A 16,729-nucleotide genomic window follows, 5' to 3' on the forward strand; every position below is an offset into this window, starting at 1 on the left:
CATTTCATCTCCAAACATACAAAGTCGCAACATACCTAAAACAAAACAGACATCTACTCTACCTGCACTGAGGCATTCACTATGACTCAACAACGTGATCTACAAGCACTGATCGATTCCGCCCCCGTCGGTAAGACCCAGTGGCGCGTTATCATCTGCTGTTTTCTGGTTGTCATGCTCGACGGATTTGATACCGCGGCGATTGGTTTTATCGCACCCGATATTCGCACTCACTGGCAACTGACTGCAGGCGATCTGGCACCGCTGTTTGGCGCTGGTCTGCTGGGGCTGACCGCTGGCGCGCTGCTCTGTGGCCCACTGTCCGACCGTTTTGGCCGCAAACGGGTGATAGAACTCTGCGTGGCGCTGTTCGGTGCACTGAGCCTGCTCTCGGCTTTTTCACCCGATCTGCAAACGCTGGTTATTTTGCGCTTTCTTACCGGCTTAGGGCTGGGCGGGGCAATGCCGAATACCATTACTATGACCTCGGAATACCTGCCCGCGCGTCGGCGTGGCGCACTGGTCACCATGATGTTCTGTGGCTTTACTCTGGGATCGGCAATGGGCGGTATCGTCAGCGCACAGCTGGTGCCGGTGATTGGTTGGCACGGCATTCTGGTGCTGGGAGGCGTTCTACCGCTAATGCTGTTTGTTGCTCTGCTGTTTGCGCTACCGGAATCCCCGCGCTGGCAGGTTCGTCGTCAACTGCCGCAAAACGTGATTGCCAGAACCGTCAGTGCCATCACCCGGGAACGTTATGACAATGCCCATTTTTATCTCAACGAAGGTGCCGCGATAGCTAAAGGCAGCATTCGCCAGCTGTTCGTTGGGCGACAGCTGCCTATTACTCTGATGCTATGGGTAGTGTTCTTTATGAGCCTGCTGATTATTTATCTGCTCTCCAGCTGGATGCCAACGCTGCTTAACCATCGTGGAATTGATCTGCAGCATGCCTCCTGGGTAACTGCCGCCTTCCAGATTGGAGGAACGCTGGGGGCACTGGCGCTGGGCGTGCTGATGGACAAATACAATCCTTTCCGCGTGCTGGCCGTGAGTTATGCGCTGGGCGCAGTGTGCATCGTCATGATTGGCCTGAGCGAAAACGGTCTGGGGCTGATGGCACTGGCTATTTTTGGCACCGGCATCGGCATCAGCGGTTCTCAGGTTGGTCTTAATGCGTTAACCGCCACGCTTTATCCGACACAAAGCCGGGCGACGGGCGTTAGCTGGTCTAATGCAGTGGGGCGCTGCGGCGCGATTGTCGGCTCGCTTTCCGGCGGGGTGATGATGGCGATGAATTTCTCATTCGATAACCTGTTTTTCATTATTGCCGTCCCGGCGGCCATCAGCGCGGTAATGCTTACGCTGCTGACGGTTGTTATCCGCCAGTCGGCCTCTGCCTCAAATACTCTGCCACGCGCAGGTGTTGTGAATGAATAAGGAGAATCCCTATGTCTGAACTGAATCAGGACGTTAAGAACAGCCGTCAGCAGTTTTACCAGCATATTTCCGGGCAGAATCTGACCCCGCTGTGGGAGTCGCTGCACCGCCTGGTGCCGCCAACACCGAATGCACATTGCGCACCTGCGTACTGGAACTATCAGGAGATCCGCCCGCTGCTGCTGGAAAGTGGCGATCTGATTGGCGCGAAAGAGGCGATTCGCCGCGTGCTGGTGCTGGAAAACCCAATGCTGCGTGGACAGTCTTCAATCACCCCAACGCTGTACGCGGGATTGCAGTTAATTATGCCGGGCGAGGTTGCGCCGAGTCATCGTCATAATCAGTCTGCACTGCGCTTTATTGTCGAAGGGAAAGGGGCATTTACCGCTGTGGACGGTGAGCGCACCCAGATGCATGAAGGCGATTTTATTCTGACGCCGCAGTGGCGCTGGCACGATCACGGCAACCCGGGCAGTGAACCGGTGGTGTGGCTGGACGGTCTGGACCTGCCGTTGGTGAACCTGCTGGGCTGTGGCTTTGCGGAAGACTACCCGGAAGATCAGCAGCCGGTCACGCGCAAGGAAGGGGATTACTTACCGCGCTACGCGGCCAATATGCTGCCGCTGCGTCATCAGAAAGGTAACTCATCGCCGATTTTTAACTATCGCTACGATCGCAGCCGTGAAGCACTGCATGACCTGACGCGCATGGGCGACGCCGATGAGTGGGACGGTTACAAGATGCGTTACGTCAACCCGGTAACCGGCGGTTATCCCATGCCTTCGATGGGAACCTTCCTGCAACTGTTGCCGCAGGGCTTTTCCTCACGGATGGCGCGTACCACCGACAGCACTATCTACCACGTGGTGGAAGGAAGTGGGCAGGTCACCATTGGTAACGAGACCTTCAACTTTTCGCCAAAAGATATCTTTGTGGTGCCGACCTGGCACGGCGTGTCGTTCCAGACCCACGAAGATACCGTCTTATTCAGTTTTTCGGACAGACCGGTTCAGGAAGCTCTGGGGTTGTTCCGCGAAGCACGCTATTAATTTGGGAGAGAGAAAATGACGCAATACGTATTTGAACCACAAGCGCCTGTTACCGTTCCGGTTGTTGGCTGTGATGAACAATTTCCTGTGCGCCGTGTTTACTGCGTGGGCCGTAACTATGCCGCCCATGCCCGTGAAATGGGCTTTGATCCGGATCGCGAACCGCCGTTCTTTTTCTGTAAACCTGCCGATGCGGTAGTCCCGGTGGCGGCTGGTCAGATCCTCGAACTGCCGTACCCATCGCAAACCGATAACTATCACTATGAGATAGAGCTGGTGGTGGCGATTGGCAAAAAGGGCAGCGATATTCCGCTGGAAAAAGCGCACGAATATATCTGGGGCTATGCCACCGGTCTGGATATGACCCGCCGTGATCGGCAGATGGAGATGCGCCAGATGGGGCGTCCGTGGGAAATTGGCAAAGCGTTTGATCTCTCCGCACCCATCGCGCCGCTGCATAAAGCCAGCGAAAGTGTGGATGTTAACAATGCGCCAATCTGGTTGCAGGTCAACGGCGACGATCATCAGCGTAGCGATATTCGCCACCTCATCTGGTCTGTGAATGAAACCATCAGCTATCTGTCTGGTTTCTTTGAACTGCAGCCGGGCGATCTGATCTACACCGGTACCCCAGAAGGCGTGGGGGCGGTAGTGAAAGGGGATGTGATCACCGGAAACGTAGACGGTTTAACCCCCATCGCCGTGAAGATTATCTGAGGTGGATGATGAAGCTGTACAGTTTCTTTAATAGCTCGGCGTCATATCGGGTGCGCATTGCGCTGGCGCTGAAGGGGCTGGATTACCAGACGGTGGGCGTCAACATTCGCATCGGTCAGCAGAACGAACTGGCCTACCGACGGATGAACCCGGTGGGACTGGTGCCGACTCTGGTGACCGATGACGGAGAATCACTTGGGCAGTCGCTGGCAATAATTGACTGGCTGGATGGCCACTTTCCGCAAACGCCACTGCTGCCTGCCGACTTCCCGGTGCGCAGTAAGGTGCTGGAAATTGTCTATGCCATCGCCTGTGATATCCACCCGGTGAATAACATGCGGGTACTGCGCTACCTGAGCGAAGAGTTAAAGGTCAGTGAAGAGGATAAAAAACGCTGGTATGCACACTGGATCCAGCAAGGGTTAAGCGCGGTGGAACAGATGCTGCGCCAGAGTCATTCGGGGAAGTTCTGCGTGGGTGATGCGCCGACGCTGGCGGATTGCTGTCTGATCCCACAGTGGGCGAATGCGTTACGTATGGGGTGCGATCTGAGCGGATATCCGCGCTGTAAGGCGGTATATGATGCCTGTACTCAGCTTCCGGCGTTTATCGCCGCCGCGCCCGAGAATCAACAAGATAAAATTCCAGCCTGATAAGGAGAACGACAATGGCTAAAGTGACACGCGCAATTATCGTGGGTGGCGGGATTGGCGGCGCGGCGACCGCGCTATCGCTGGCCCGTCAGGGCATTAAAGTGATGTTGCTGGAGAAAGCGCACGAGATTGGTGAAATTGGCGCGGGTATTCAGCTCGGGCCGAATGCATTCTCTGCTCTGGACAGCCTTGGCGTGGGAGAAGTCGCCCGTCAGCGTGCCGTTTTTACCGACCACATCACAATGATGGATGCGGTAAACGCAAAAGAGGTGGTCCGCATTGAAACCGGCCAGGCGTTCCGCGATCACTTTGGCGGTCCTTATGCGGTTATCCATCGGGTTGATATTCATGCTTCTGTGTGGGAAGCGGCGCTGGTGCATCCTAACGTTGAGTATCGCACTTCAACTAACGTGGTTGATATCCGCCAGACAGAGAATGACGTGACGGTATTTGATGAGCACGGCAACAGCTGGACGGCAGATATTTTGGTGGGCTGTGACGGTGTGAAGTCGGTTGTCCGCCAGTCTCTGATTGGCGATGCGCCACGGGTTACCGGACACGTGGTCTATCGCGCCGTGATTGATTGCGATGATATGCCGGAGGATTTACGCATTAACGCACCGGTGCTGTGGGCCGGACCACACTGTCACCTGGTGCACTATCCGCTGCGCGGCGGTAAGCAATATAACCTGGTGGTGACCTTCCACAGTCGTCAGCAGGAAGAGTGGGGCGTGAAGGATGGCAGCAAGGAGGAAGTGCTCTCCTATTTTGCGGGTATTCATCCGCGCCCGCGTCAGATGCTGGATAAACCGACGTCATGGCGGCGCTGGTCCACCGCCGACCGCGAGCCGGTAGAAAAATGGGGAACCGACCGCATCACGCTGGTGGGGGATGCCGCGCACCCGGTGGCGCAATATATGGCGCAGGGTGCCTGTATGGCGTTGGAAGACGCGGTAACGCTCGGTAAAGCGCTACAGCAGTGTGGTGGCGATGCGGCTGATGCCTTTGCGTTGTATGAGTCGGTGCGTATTCCGCGTACCGCACGCATCGTCTGGTCAACGCGTGAAATGGGCCGTGTCTACCACGCCGCAGGCGTCGAGCGTCAGGTACGTAATCTGCTGTGGAAAGACAAATCGCAGGCAGAGTTTTATCGCGGTATGGAATGGCTGTACGGTTGGAAAGAAGATAACTGCCTGTTGCCGCGCTGAGCCTCTTTAATCTCCCGAACGGAGGCGCTACCATAGCGCCTCTTTTTTTGCGGGTGACGATATGCGTGTTTTACTGGCGCCGATGGAAGGCGTGCTCGACTCACTGGTGCGCGAGCTGCTGACTGAAGTGAATGATTACGATCTGTGCATCACCGAGTTTGTGCGCGTGGTGGATCAGCTCCTGCCGGCAAAAGTATTTCATCGACTCTGCCCGGAACTGCATAACAACAGCCGGACGCCATCCGGCACGTTGGTTCGCATTCAGCTGTTAGGACAGTATCCGCAGTGGCTGGCGGAGAATGCCGCACGAGCGGTAGAACTGGGCTCGTACGGTGTCGATCTAAACTGTGGCTGTCCATCGAAGCTGGTGAACGGTAGCGGCGGTGGCGCAACATTATTGAAAGATCCTGAGCTTATCTACCGGGGCGCAAAAGCTATGCGCGAGGCGGTCCCGGCTCATCTTCCGGTGACGGTGAAAGTTCGTCTGGGCTGGGACAACAGCGACCGGCAGTTTGAAATTGCCGATGCCGTCCAGCAGGCTGGTGCCAGCGAACTGGCGGTGCATGGCCGAACCAAAGAGCAGGGCTACAAGGCGGAACATATCAACTGGCAGGCGATTGGCGAGATCCGTCAGCGGCTGTCCATTCCGGTTATTGCGAATGGCGAAATCTGGGACTGGCAGAGCGCCCAGGATTGTATGGCCATCAGCGGATGCGATGCGGTGATGATCGGACGTGGCGCATTAAATATTCCGAACCTGAGCCGCGTGGTGAAATACAACGAGCCGCGTATGCCGTGGCCTGAAGTCGTGACGCTGTTGCAAAAATATACCCGCCTTGAAAAGCAGGGGGACACCGGGCTGTATCATGTAGCGCGGATTAAGCAGTGGTTAGGGTATTTGCGCAAAGAATATTCAGAGGCAACAGAACTGTTTCAGGAAATTCGTGCGTTAAATAATTCGCCGGATATCGCACGTGCGATTCAGGCTATCGAGATTACTGCCTGATCTCAGTTCCAGTAGGCCGGATAAGGCGTTTACGCCGCCATCCGGCATCAGAGAGAATCATAGCCTGAGATTTCTGCTATCAGGCCTGGGCGAAATGACGACATCAGAAAATCATCTTAAACACGCCTGTTACCACCAATAGCCCAATCAGAAAAATAATCAGAATTACCCACAGCAGAATTTTCATTAACTTTCCTTTTTTTGGTAAGTTCAGATTGAGTATAGGAAAGTATCAATCATTCTGCCTGGAGGCGTTGTTATGCTGGTTTACGTGCGCTGAGCAGAAACACCATTGGCCGCTCTTTTTCTTCATCTAAAGCCGGGTTTTCAGCAATCTGTTGCGCGGACGGTCCCCATTCATCGACACAGACGATCTCGAATCCGGCGGCAATCAGCGCATTAATCCAGGTCGCCAGCTTACGGTGCTGTTTTTTGACGCCTTCAGCAAACCAGTTACTGATGCGCTCACCTTCCTGCTGATAATGATTAACCGGCCAGGACAGCTGCCCAGTTTTATCTTTTATCCAACCCTGATTAAGCGGGGCGGTATAAATTGGATGCTCGGCAGAGAAAACTAACATACCGCCTGGTGTTAATGACTGGTAAATGGTTACGAGTAATCGTTCTATATCGTGCAAATAGTGCAGGGCAAGCGAGCTATAAACCAGGTCAAAAGAATTTGGGGACAGGGTTAGCGTTTCGAGATCTTCACGCTGATAAACGATGCCATTACCCTGCGTCATACTGTGTGCCTGGGTTAACATCTTTTGTGAAATATCCAGTCCCATTACACTGGCTGCCTGATTATCGCGCGCGTAGCGGCAAAACCAACCATATCCACAGCCCAAATCAAGAATGTTTTTGCCTTGAAGAGAGGGGAGCATCGCTTGTATTGTCGGCCATTCTGGCGCGCCGTCGAGTCCCTTTACTGAACGATCCAGCGTGGCATATCCGGCAAAGAACTCAGGATCGTCATAGATATTCTGTGACATAACATCTCCATCCATTAATTATTAAAATTATTTAATCTATATTATTCACTGGGTGTATATTTTTCTGATTATATATTTTTATTGCCAAAGATGTATTGCCACGCGTAACTAAAAAAGCAACAGCGACAAGTCGTAATCTCTGCACATCTTTTCTTACCTGTATATCTCCATGAATCGTAATTCTGTGTTTGTCACGACGGCATTGTTGCCGCTTTTTGTTCTGATGTCTGGCTGCGCGCCGATGCATGATGACCGCCAGTCTCTGTCACAGCAGACGCCTGCCGCAAATGTCGATACCACATTGCCTGCCGCGTTAAAAAATGGCTGGCCGGACAGCCAGTGGTGGAAGGCATATCACGACCCCCAGCTTAATGCGTTGATTGACAGCACCTTGCGAAATTCTCCTGATATGCAGGTCGCGGAACAGCGCATTCAACTGGCGGAGGCGCAGGCTAAGGCCGTGGAAGCGCAAGATGGCCCGGAGATCGACTTCTCCGCAGACGTTGAGCGTCAGAGAATGTCAGCTGAGGGGCTGATGGGACCTTTCGCCATAACTGATCCCGCAGCAGGAACCACGGGGCCGTGGTACACCAATGGAACCTTTGGTTTAACCGCCGGCTGGAATCTGGATCTGTGGGGTAAGAATCGGGCCGAAGTGACTGCGCGCATTGGAGCCGTTAAGGCGCGTGAGGCTGAGCGCGAGCAAACCCGGCAGCTACTGGCGAGCGGTGTCTCCCGTCTTTACTGGGAATGGCAGACGCAGGCCGCACTGAAAACCGTGCTGACGCAAATCGAAAGCGAGCAGCAAAATGTGATTACCGTCGATCGTCAACTGTATCAAAACGGCCTCACTTCTTCGGTGGAAGGTGTTGAAACCGATATCGATTCCAGCAAGACGGAGCAGCAACTGAACGATGTCAGCGGTAAAATGAAGGTGATTGAGGCGCGCCTAAGCGCGTTGAGCAACTCGCAGTCCGTTGCCCTGAAGCTCCATTCGACCAAACTGCCCGTGGTTGAAAGTCAGCTCCCGTCCCAGCTAGGTTATTCGCTGCTTGCCCGTCGACCAGATTTGCAGGCAGCACACTGGTACATTGAGTCATCGCTGAGCAGTATTGATGCGGCGAAAGCGGCGTTTTATCCCGATGTGAATCTGATGGCATTTTTACAACAGGATGCGTTACATCTGAGTGACCTGTTCCGCCATTCCGCGCAGCAAATGGGCGTAACCGCCGGGTTGACGCTGCCTATCTTTGACAGTGGCAGACTGAATGCGAATCTCGATATTACGAAAGCGCAAAGTAATCTGACGGTGGCGAATTACAACAAAGCTGTGGTGGATGCGGTGAATGACGTGGCACGTGCGGCATCGCAGGTAGAAACACTGGCGCAGAAAAATCAGCATCAGCAGCAGATTGAACATGACGCTCAGCGCGTAGTGGGGCTGGCACAGGCGCGCTTTAATGCGGGTATTATTGCGGGCTCCAGGGTTAGCGAGGCAAAGATCCCGGCATTACGTGAGCAGTGCAACGGTCTACTTTTGCAAGGCCAGTGGCTGGATGCATCAATCCAGTTGACCAGCGCGCTGGGCGGCGGTTATCACGCATCCTGATTGTTCGGCCCGACGGTGTTCCGCTGTCGGGCCATCTTCATTGCGCTTTACGCGTGCTTCGGCGTTTCATCCACCAGCGGACGCCCGCGACTATCCCGATAACCAGCACCAGCCAGATGCCATGCTTGATATGCTGGTCGAGGCTGTGCAGCCACGGTGCAATCACTTCACCACCGACGTAGCCAAGGGTGGTAAATAGCAATGCCCAGACAAACGCGCCAAGAATATTCAGCGGTAGAAAGATCTTCGGCGGCAGGTGACTGGTGCCAATCAGTAAGGGACCAATAACGCGAAAGCCGTACATAAAGCGCGTACCGACCACAAACAGGTAAGGACGTCGTTGGATCATTTTCTGCGCATAATGAATTTTCGCCTGATGGCGCGAGAAACGACGCAGAATTTTGCCGCCAAAACGACGTCCGAGTAAATAGAGCAACTGATCGCCAATCATCCCACCTAGTGCGACCGAGAGTACCACCAGCGGGAATTTCAGGACTCCCTGATGCGCCACGACGCCGCCTAACAGGGTAATGGTTTCACCTTCCGCCAGGCTGCCGATGATTAACGCAGCATAGCCGTACTGCGCAACATAATGCGTTATATCCATACGTTGTATGACCTCCACGGTAATAGCATACACCCTATGAATACTTGATGCCGGAAAAGACGCATAGTAGCGCTTAACGTCGTTCAGTTCCCTAATGCCTGATGGCGCTTCGCTTATCAAGCCTACGGCTTACACACTTTTTACCCGGCGCTTCGGTATTTTTCATGTGTACATAAAATAATCAAAAGCTGAATTATACTTGAAGTGTTGAGGTCCGGAGCTGACAAGAAGGGGGCGGTATGAACCATGTCTGGGGGCTGTTTTCCCATCCCGATCGTGAAATGCACGTGATCAACAGCGAAAACGAAAGTGTTTCGCATCACTATACCCACCATGTACTGCTGATGGCGGCAATCCCGGTTGTTTGCGCATTTATCGGTACCACGCAAATCGGCTGGAATTTTGGCGATGGCAATATCCTGAAGTTATCTCTGTTGACCGGATTTGCGATGGCAATTCTGTTTTACGGGGTGATGCTGGCAGGCGTCGCCGTCATGGGCCGGGTTATCTGGTGGATGGCACGTAATTACCCGCAGCGCCCGTCGTTGGCGCATTGCATGGTGTTTGCCGGATATGTCGCGACGCCGCTGTTTTTAAGCGGATTGGTCGCACTTTATCCGCTGGTCTGGCTGTGCGCATTGGTGGGGACCATTGCGTTGTTTTACACCGGTTATTTACTCTATCTCGGCATTCCGACGTTCCTGAATATCTCTAAAGAGGAAGGCCTGAGCTTTTCCAGTTCGACGCTGGCGATCGGTGTGCTGGTACTGGAAGTTCTGCTGGCGATTACGGTAATCCTGTGGGGTTACGGCTATCGGTTATTCTGACGGATAAACCTGTCTGCGCTGCGTTGTTGACGTAAAAGTCAGCAACGCAGCATTTCGAGACGATTCTCCTGTGGCGGCAAACCTGCCGGATCGCTATGATGCCTGAGCTAGCTTGAGATAATACTTAGTCTCTGGCGGTGTGCGTTGTGACGTGCGTGAACCATTATCAGAAATCTCATCATGCTGAAATTCCGAGTTTCATTATTAAGCCTTGCCCTGGTGCTGGCCGTTCCTTTTGCACCCCAAGCCGTGGCTAAAACGGCAACTACCGCAGCAGCTTCTCAGCCTGAGATAGCGTCCGGTAGCGCGATGATTGTTGATCTGAATACCAACAAAGTTATCTATTCGAACCACCCGGATCTGGTGCGTCCGATTGCGTCGATTACCAAATTAATGACCGCGATGGTGGTGCTTGATGCGCGACTGCCGTTGGATGAGAAGCTGAAAGTTGATATCAGCCAGACGCCGGAAATGAAAGGCATCTACTCTCGTGTGCGACTGAACAGTGAAATTAGCCGTAAAGACATGCTGCTGCTGGCGCTGATGTCATCAGAAAACCGTGCGGCGGCGAGCCTGGCGCATCATTACCCTGGCGGTTATAACGCGTTTATTAAGGCTATGAATGCCAAAGCGAAAGCGCTCGGCATGACTCAGACACGCTTTGTGGAACCAACCGGCTTATCGATTCATAACGTCTCGACCGCTCGTGATTTAACCAAGCTGCTGATCGCCAGCAAGCAGTATCCGCTGATTGGCCAGTTAAGCACCACGCGTGAAGATATGGCGACCTTTGCCAACCCGGCTTATACGCTGCCGTTTCGTAACACCAACCATCTGGTATACCGCGATAACTGGAATATTCAGTTAACCAAAACCGGGTTTACCAATGCGGCAGGCCACTGTCTGGTGATGCGCACCGTGATCAATAACAAACCGGTGGCGCTGGTGGTGATGGATGCGTTCGGTAAATATACCCACTTTGCCGATGCCAGCCGTTTACGTACCTGGATCGAAACGGGCAAGGTGATGCCGGTTCCGGCAGCGGCGCTGAGCTATAAAAAGCAAAAAGCGGCGCAGATGGCAGCGGCGGGTTCAGCGACGAGCGAGCAAACTGCACAGAACGATTAAATAAGACACCTCATCCGGCATACACATAGCTAATGTAGCGGTAGGCCGGGCAAGCGAAGCGCCCCCGGCAGCATGCCCGGTGGCGCTTATCTTTTTCTGGTTTACGACTCTTTCCAGAACTTTTGCTTACTCGTTTTACCAATCCCCGGATTCATACTGTTGGTGGGGTCATTCTCGCGGTAAAAACGGGTTAATGTTTCCGGTGCTTTATACAGATGTCCGACGTTATGCTCTGCCGGATACTGTGCTCCGCGCTCGTGCAGAAGCTCCAGCATCTGCTCTTTCAGGGCATGCGCATCCACGCCTTTTTTCACGATGTAATCCTGATGGAAGACGTAGCACATAAAGTGGCCGTAATAGAGTTTGTGCACCAGTTGGCTGTCGATCTCTGCAGGCAGATGCTCGTACCATTCGGTGTCGTTACGGCGCAGCGCGATATCCAGCGCCAGAATATCTTCCACTTCATCGGCATGTACGGCCTGATAACGAATCGCCGCGCCAGCCGCCGCAAAGCGATGCAAAAACGCCTTGCTGCCTTCTTCCGGCGTACAGGCAAAGAAGTCGCCTTCAGCGGTTTTGAAAAACTCGCTTAGCCAGTTTTGCGCTTCAGCCACGCCACCACCGGCCATTTTTAACAGCAGGTGATGTTCGTACTTATCGCGCCAGCTTTTCATGCGCGCGGGTAAGTGGCTGGGGAACAAATGGCCAAATTTCTGCATTGCCCGATCGGTGAAATGTGGACGGAAAATTTTCACTTTTTCCAGCATCGCATCGGTGCGACCTTTCAGGGTGAAGAAGAACGGCATTTTGTCGGTGCCGAGCTTGTCGATCATCAGAAACGTATCTTTGCCGTATTGCTCAGCGATGTCATAAATATCGCGGTGCATATATTCACCGGCAACCGGCAGATGCTCAAATTTTGCCAAAATATGACGGCGGATCTCCGTCAGCACCTCTGGCTGGTTGGTACCGATGTAAAAGACCTGCTGGTTTTTTTCGGCTTCGAAGGTGTCCAGACGCACCGCAAAAACCGCGAGCTTGCCTGCACAACCGGATGATTCAAACAACCGATCCGGGTCGGCGTTATAGCGAGCGGGCGTGTCCGCCTCAATATCTCTGACGCGGGTAACGTAGTCGTGATCGTGTGCATGACGCCCGTCATGGCGCACATCGTCATCTTTGATCCGCTCGTCATCAAGTTTGCTCAGGATCTGTTCCGGTGTCTGGCCCAGTTCGATACCCAGATGGTTAACCAGCTGTAACTTACCCTGCTCGTCAATACGCGCAAACAGCGACATCTCCGTGTATGCCGGACCGCGCTGAACCAGCGAGCCGCCGGAGTTGTTACAAATACCGCCAATCACTGAAGCGCCGATACAGGAAGATCCGATCACCGAATGCGGCTCACGGCCAAACGGTTTGAGCGCTTTTTCCAGTGAATAAAGCGTGGTGCCGGGATAGGCCAGCACCTGTTCGCCTTTGCCGATGACGTGCAGCTTATCAAGGCGCAGGGTGCTGATAATGACAATCTCGCGGTCGTAATCATTACCGCTTGGCGTAGAGCCTTCGGTCAGCCCAGTGTTGGCGGCCTGCATCAGGATAATTTTATCTGCGGCGACACAAGCGTTCAGGACGCGCCACAATTCTAAAAGCGAGCCAGGGAACACCACGGCGAGTGCATCGCCCTGACCGGAGCGGAATCCCTTGCGATAGCGGGCGGTTTTAGCAGGGTCTGTGAGCAGGTGTGAATGACCTACCAGACGGGTCAGTTCATTCAGAAAAGCTTTATTATCTGTTGTAATGGAAGACATTCTCCACTCCTTGTGGTGGGACTCAATATCAGGAACAAGCATAGCGCTTTGTATGACAATACGCTTTCTCATTCACATTGTCTCTGGGTTGTCTTCCACTGAGTCGCGTTGGTTTCGAAAATTAGGAGAATAACCTTAGCTTTCTTTATCGCTCCCGTTTAGTCTTACGGCAAACTGCGGTTTTTGTTATATTTTCGCTGCCTCGTCGGGAAAAAATAAAGAGAGAATCAACATGAAATGGCTATGTTCTGTAGGTGTCGCGGTGAGTCTGGCGTTGCAACCAGCGCTGGCGGACACGCTGTTTGGTAACCATCCTCTGACGCCAGAAGCGCGGGATGCATTCGTTACCGATTTACTTAAACAGATGACCGTGGATGAGAAAATTGGGCAACTACGCTTGATAAGCGTCGGGCCTGATAACCCGAAAGAAGCCATCCGCGAGATGATCAAAGACGGGCAGGTTGGGGCAATTTTTAACACCGTCACGCGCCAGGATATCCGCAAAATGCAGGATCAGGTGATGGAGCTCAGCCGCCTGAAAATTCCTCTCTTTTTTGCCTACGACGTATTGCACGGCCAGCGTACCGTGTTCCCGATAAGTCTCGGCCTGGCGTCCTCTTTTAATCTCGATGCGGTCAGAACCGTTGGCCGTATTTCCGCGTATGAGGCTGCCGATGATGGTCTGAATATGACCTGGGCGCCAATGGTCGATGTCTCTCGCGATCCGCGCTGGGGCCGAGCTTCAGAAGGTTTTGGAGAAGATACGTTTTTAACGGCTACGATGGGTAAAACCATGGTGGAAGCGATGCAGGGGAAAAGCCCGGCGGATCGCTATTCGGTGATGACCAGCGTCAAGCACTTCGCCGCCTATGGCGCGGTTGAAGGTGGCAAGGAATATAACACCGTCGATATGAGCCCACAGCGTCTGTTCAACGACTATATGCCGCCGTATAAAGCCGGGCTGGATGCCGGTAGCGGTGCGGTGATGGTGGGTCTTAATTCGCTAAACGGTACGCCTGCAACCTCAGATTCATGGCTGTTAAAAGACGTGCTGCGTGATGAGTGGGGCTTTAAGGGGATTACCGTTTCCGATCACGGCGCGATTAAGGAACTGATTAAGCACGGTACCGCCTCCGATCCTGAAGATGCGGTGCGTGTGGCGATCAAGTCCGGCATCAACATGAGTATGAGCGATGAGTATTACAGCAAATATCTGCCGGGCTTGATTAAATCCGGCAAAGTGACGATGGCGGAGCTGGACGACGCCGCGCGTCATGTGCTGAATGTGAAATATGATATGGGGCTGTTTAACGATCCGTACAGCCATTTGGGGGCCAAAGAATCTGACCCACAGGACACCAACGCAGAAAGCCGTTTGCATCGCAAAGAGGCGCGTGAAGTGGCGCGCGAAAGCCTGGTGCTGCTGAAAAACCGTCTGGAAACGTTGCCGCTGAAAAAATCCGCCACCGTGGCGGTTGTCGGACCGCTGGCCGACAGCAAGCGTGATGTAATGGGCAGTTGGTCCGCCGCCGGTGTTGCCGATCAGTCGGTAACGGTGCTGACGGGGATTAAAAATGCCGTCGGCGAACAGGGCAAAGTGCTGTACGCCAAAGGGGCGAATATCACCAACGACAAAGGCATTGTCGATTTCCTCAACCTGTATGAAGAAGCGGTAAAGGTTGACCCACGTTCGCCGCAGGCGATGATCGATGAAGCCGTTAACGCCGCGAAGCAATCTGATGTGGTTGTCGCGGTAGTCGGTGAAGCGCAGGGCATGGCGCATGAAGCCTCCAGCCGCACCGATATCACCATTCCGCAAAGCCAGCGTGACCTGATTGCTGCGCTGAAAGCCACGGGTAAACCGCTGGTTCTGGTGTTGATGAACGGTCGTCCGCTGGCGCTGGTGAAGGAAGATCAACAAGCCGATGCGATCCTCGAAACCTGGTTTGCTGGGACGGAAGGCGGTAACGCCATCGCCGATGTGCTGTTTGGTGATTACAATCCGTCAGGCAAGCTGCCGATGTCTTTCCCGCGCTCTGTTGGACAGATCCCGGTCTATTACAGCCATCTCAATACCGGCCGTCCGTATAACGCCGATAAGCCGAACAAGTACACGTCGCGCTACTTTGATGAAGCCAATGGTCCGTTGTATCCCTTTGGTTATGGCCTGAGCTACACCACGTTTACGGTTTCTGATGTGAAGCTCTCTTCTCCGACGATGAAGCGTGACGGAACCGTGACGGCCAGCGTGCAGGTGACCAACACCGGCAAACGCGAAGGTGCAACGGTGATTCAGATGTATTTACAGGATGTGACCGCCTCCATGAGTCGTCCGGTAAAACAGCTGAAAGGTTTTGAAAAAGTGAATCTTAAGCCTGGTGAAACCCAGACCGTCAGCTTCCCGATTGATATTGAAGCGCTCAAATTCTGGAACCAGCAGATGAAATACGATGCAGAACCTGGCAAATTTAACGTTTTCATCGGCGTGGATTCCGCCAGAGTGAAGCAGGGCGAATTTGAACTGCTGTAATAGATGAATAAAGTCATGCAGCATGCCTGATGGCCCTACGCTTATCAGGCTGACAAAGTCGTATCATCCGGCAAATTCATATTGGGTTTGCCGGATTTTTTTTATTTTATTATCGCCTTACCGCTAATAACTCTCAGCGTTACCACCCAATTGCCAGGTTAAGGCTTGATTTTTCGACTATGCTTTTTCCTCAAGTCTCTGAAAAGGGCCGCAAAAGGATGAGGAGTACAGCATGATAATCTCAAAAGTATCGGTGGGTTCGCTGGTGCTGTTAGCCGCGATCAGCCTACCCTTACAGGCCGCGTCACCCGTCACAGTTGGTTCAAAAATAGATACCGAAGGGGCGCTGCTCGGCAACATTATTTTGCAGGTGCTCGAAAGCCATGGCGTGAAAACTGTCAATAAAGTACAGCTGGGCACCACCCCAGTAGTGCGTGGGGCAATCACCTCCGGTGAGCTGGATATTTATCCGGAATATACCGGTAATGGCGCATTCTTTTTTAAAGATGAAAATGATCCGGCGTGGAAAAATGCGCAGGCCGGTTTCGAGAAAGTGAAAAAGCTGGATGCAGAGCAAAATAAGCTGGTCTGGCTAACGCCTGCTCCTGCCAACAATACCTGGACCATTGCGGTACGCCAGGATGTCGCGCAAAAGAACAAGCTTGAGTCCCTTGCTGATTTAGGCCGCTACCTGAAAGACGGGGGAACGTTCAAACTTGCTGCCTCTGCTGAATTTATCGAACGGGCTGACGCGTTGCCTGCGTTTGAAAAAGCCTATGATTTCAAACTAAATCAAAATCAGCTGTTGTCGCTAGCTGGGGGAGATACCGCGGTGACGATTAAAGCAGCGGCGCAGCAGACTTCTGGCGTCAATGCGGCGATGGCTTATGGCACAGATGGCCCGGTTGCGGCGCTCGGTCTGCAAACTTTAAGCGATCCAAAAGGTGTCCAGCCCATTTATGCGCCAGCACCCGTCGTACGTGAATCGGTGCTGAAAGACTACCCGCAAATGGGAGAATGGCTACAACCGGTTTTTGCCAGCCTGGATGAAAAAACGTTGCAGCAGCTGAATGCCAGTATTGCCGTGGAGGGGCTGGATGCGAAAAAAGTTGCAGCAGATTACCTGAAGCAAAAAGGATGGGTGAAGTAACG

General features: G+C 53.3%; 15 protein-coding genes. 11 read left to right on the forward strand and 4 right to left on the reverse strand.

Annotated features, from left to right (window positions below; all coding sequences use genetic code 11):
- Positions 1-81 precede the first annotated feature (81 nt).
- From mhbT to dusC, 6 genes are all read left to right on the forward strand, one after another.
- The gene (mhbT, locus tag SK38_RS01945; RefSeq protein ID WP_048234912.1) at positions 82-1,440 is read left to right on the forward strand and encodes a 3-hydroxybenzoate transporter MhbT; all 1,359 of its coding nucleotides are present in this window, start codon (positions 82-84) and stop codon (positions 1,438-1,440) included.
- Between the two features lie 11 nt (positions 1,441-1,451).
- On the forward strand, positions 1,452-2,489 hold the full coding sequence (gtdA, locus tag SK38_RS01950) for a gentisate 1,2-dioxygenase (RefSeq protein ID WP_048234914.1): 1,038 nt from the start codon (positions 1,452-1,454) through the stop codon (positions 2,487-2,489).
- Positions 2,490-2,504: 15 nt separating this feature from the next.
- The gene (locus SK38_RS01955) at positions 2,505-3,206 is read left to right on the forward strand and encodes a fumarylacetoacetate hydrolase family protein (RefSeq protein ID WP_048234915.1); all 702 of its coding nucleotides are present in this window, start codon (positions 2,505-2,507) and stop codon (positions 3,204-3,206) included.
- Between the two features lie 8 nt (positions 3,207-3,214).
- Positions 3,215-3,859: a maleylacetoacetate isomerase gene (gene maiA, locus SK38_RS01960; protein ID WP_003834489.1), complete on the forward strand. Its 645-nt coding sequence runs from the start codon at positions 3,215-3,217 to the stop codon at positions 3,857-3,859.
- Positions 3,860-3,873: 14 nt separating this feature from the next.
- The gene (locus SK38_RS01965) at positions 3,874-5,067 is read left to right on the forward strand and encodes a 3-hydroxybenzoate 6-monooxygenase (RefSeq protein WP_048215918.1); all 1,194 of its coding nucleotides are present in this window, start codon (positions 3,874-3,876) and stop codon (positions 5,065-5,067) included.
- A 61-nt stretch (positions 5,068-5,128) separates the two neighbouring features.
- Positions 5,129-6,073, forward strand: coding sequence for a tRNA dihydrouridine(16) synthase DusC (gene dusC, locus SK38_RS01970; RefSeq protein ID WP_048215919.1), 945 nt, complete (start codon positions 5,129-5,131; stop codon positions 6,071-6,073).
- Between the two features lie 103 nt (positions 6,074-6,176).
- Here the strand turns inward: dusC and yohP are convergent, their stop codons facing one another.
- Both yohP and SK38_RS01975 read right to left on the reverse strand, forming a co-directional pair.
- Positions 6,177-6,260, reverse strand: coding sequence for a small membrane protein YohP (gene yohP / locus SK38_RS25365; protein WP_015572324.1), 84 nt, complete (start codon positions 6,258-6,260; stop codon positions 6,177-6,179).
- Positions 6,261-6,330: 70 nt separating this feature from the next.
- Complete coding sequence (locus tag SK38_RS01975) at positions 6,331-7,065, reverse strand: class I SAM-dependent methyltransferase (protein ID WP_048234917.1); 735 nt, start codon at positions 7,063-7,065, stop codon at positions 6,331-6,333.
- 169 nt (positions 7,066-7,234) lie between these two features.
- On the opposite strand from SK38_RS01975, the gene mdtQ reads away from it, so the two are divergent.
- Positions 7,235-8,674, forward strand: coding sequence for a multidrug resistance outer membrane protein MdtQ (gene mdtQ / locus SK38_RS01980; RefSeq protein WP_048234918.1), 1,440 nt, complete (start codon positions 7,235-7,237; stop codon positions 8,672-8,674).
- A 37-nt stretch (positions 8,675-8,711) separates the two neighbouring features.
- Here the strand turns inward: mdtQ and SK38_RS01985 are convergent, their stop codons facing one another.
- Positions 8,712-9,281: a DedA family protein gene (locus SK38_RS01985; RefSeq protein WP_048234920.1), complete on the reverse strand. Its 570-nt coding sequence runs from the start codon at positions 9,279-9,281 to the stop codon at positions 8,712-8,714.
- A gap of 239 nt (positions 9,282-9,520) precedes the next feature.
- On the opposite strand from SK38_RS01985, the gene SK38_RS01990 reads away from it, so the two are divergent.
- A complete protein-coding gene (locus SK38_RS01990) occupies positions 9,521-10,108 on the forward strand; it encodes a Yip1 family protein (protein ID WP_003834475.1) in 588 nt (195 codons plus the stop codon).
- Positions 10,109-10,288: 180 nt separating this feature from the next.
- A complete protein-coding gene (gene pbpG / locus SK38_RS01995; protein WP_048234922.1) occupies positions 10,289-11,236 on the forward strand; it encodes a D-alanyl-D-alanine endopeptidase in 948 nt (315 codons plus the stop codon).
- 101 nt (positions 11,237-11,337) lie between these two features.
- On the opposite strand, the gene dld is transcribed toward pbpG, so the two are convergent.
- The gene (dld, locus tag SK38_RS02000; protein WP_020996666.1) at positions 11,338-13,047 is read right to left on the reverse strand and encodes a D-lactate dehydrogenase; all 1,710 of its coding nucleotides are present in this window, start codon (positions 13,045-13,047) and stop codon (positions 11,338-11,340) included.
- Positions 13,048-13,279: 232 nt separating this feature from the next.
- Between dld and bglX the strand changes: the two genes are divergently transcribed.
- Together bglX and osmF are read left to right on the forward strand one after the other, a co-directional pair.
- Positions 13,280-15,577 carry a beta-glucosidase BglX gene (gene bglX / locus SK38_RS02005; RefSeq protein ID WP_075553022.1) on the forward strand — a complete coding sequence of 766 codons (2,298 nt, stop codon included), beginning with the start codon at positions 13,280-13,282 and terminating at the stop codon, positions 15,575-15,577.
- A 232-nt stretch (positions 15,578-15,809) separates the two neighbouring features.
- Positions 15,810-16,727 carry a glycine betaine ABC transporter substrate-binding protein OsmF gene (osmF, locus tag SK38_RS02010; RefSeq protein WP_008785251.1) on the forward strand — a complete coding sequence of 306 codons (918 nt, stop codon included), beginning with the start codon at positions 15,810-15,812 and terminating at the stop codon, positions 16,725-16,727.
- The last annotated feature ends 2 nt before the right edge of the window (positions 16,728-16,729 follow it).

The sequence above is a fragment of the Citrobacter sp. MGH110 genome, from assembly GCF_001037515.1.
GTDB classification, from domain to species: domain Bacteria; phylum Pseudomonadota; class Gammaproteobacteria; order Enterobacterales; family Enterobacteriaceae; genus Citrobacter; species Citrobacter portucalensis.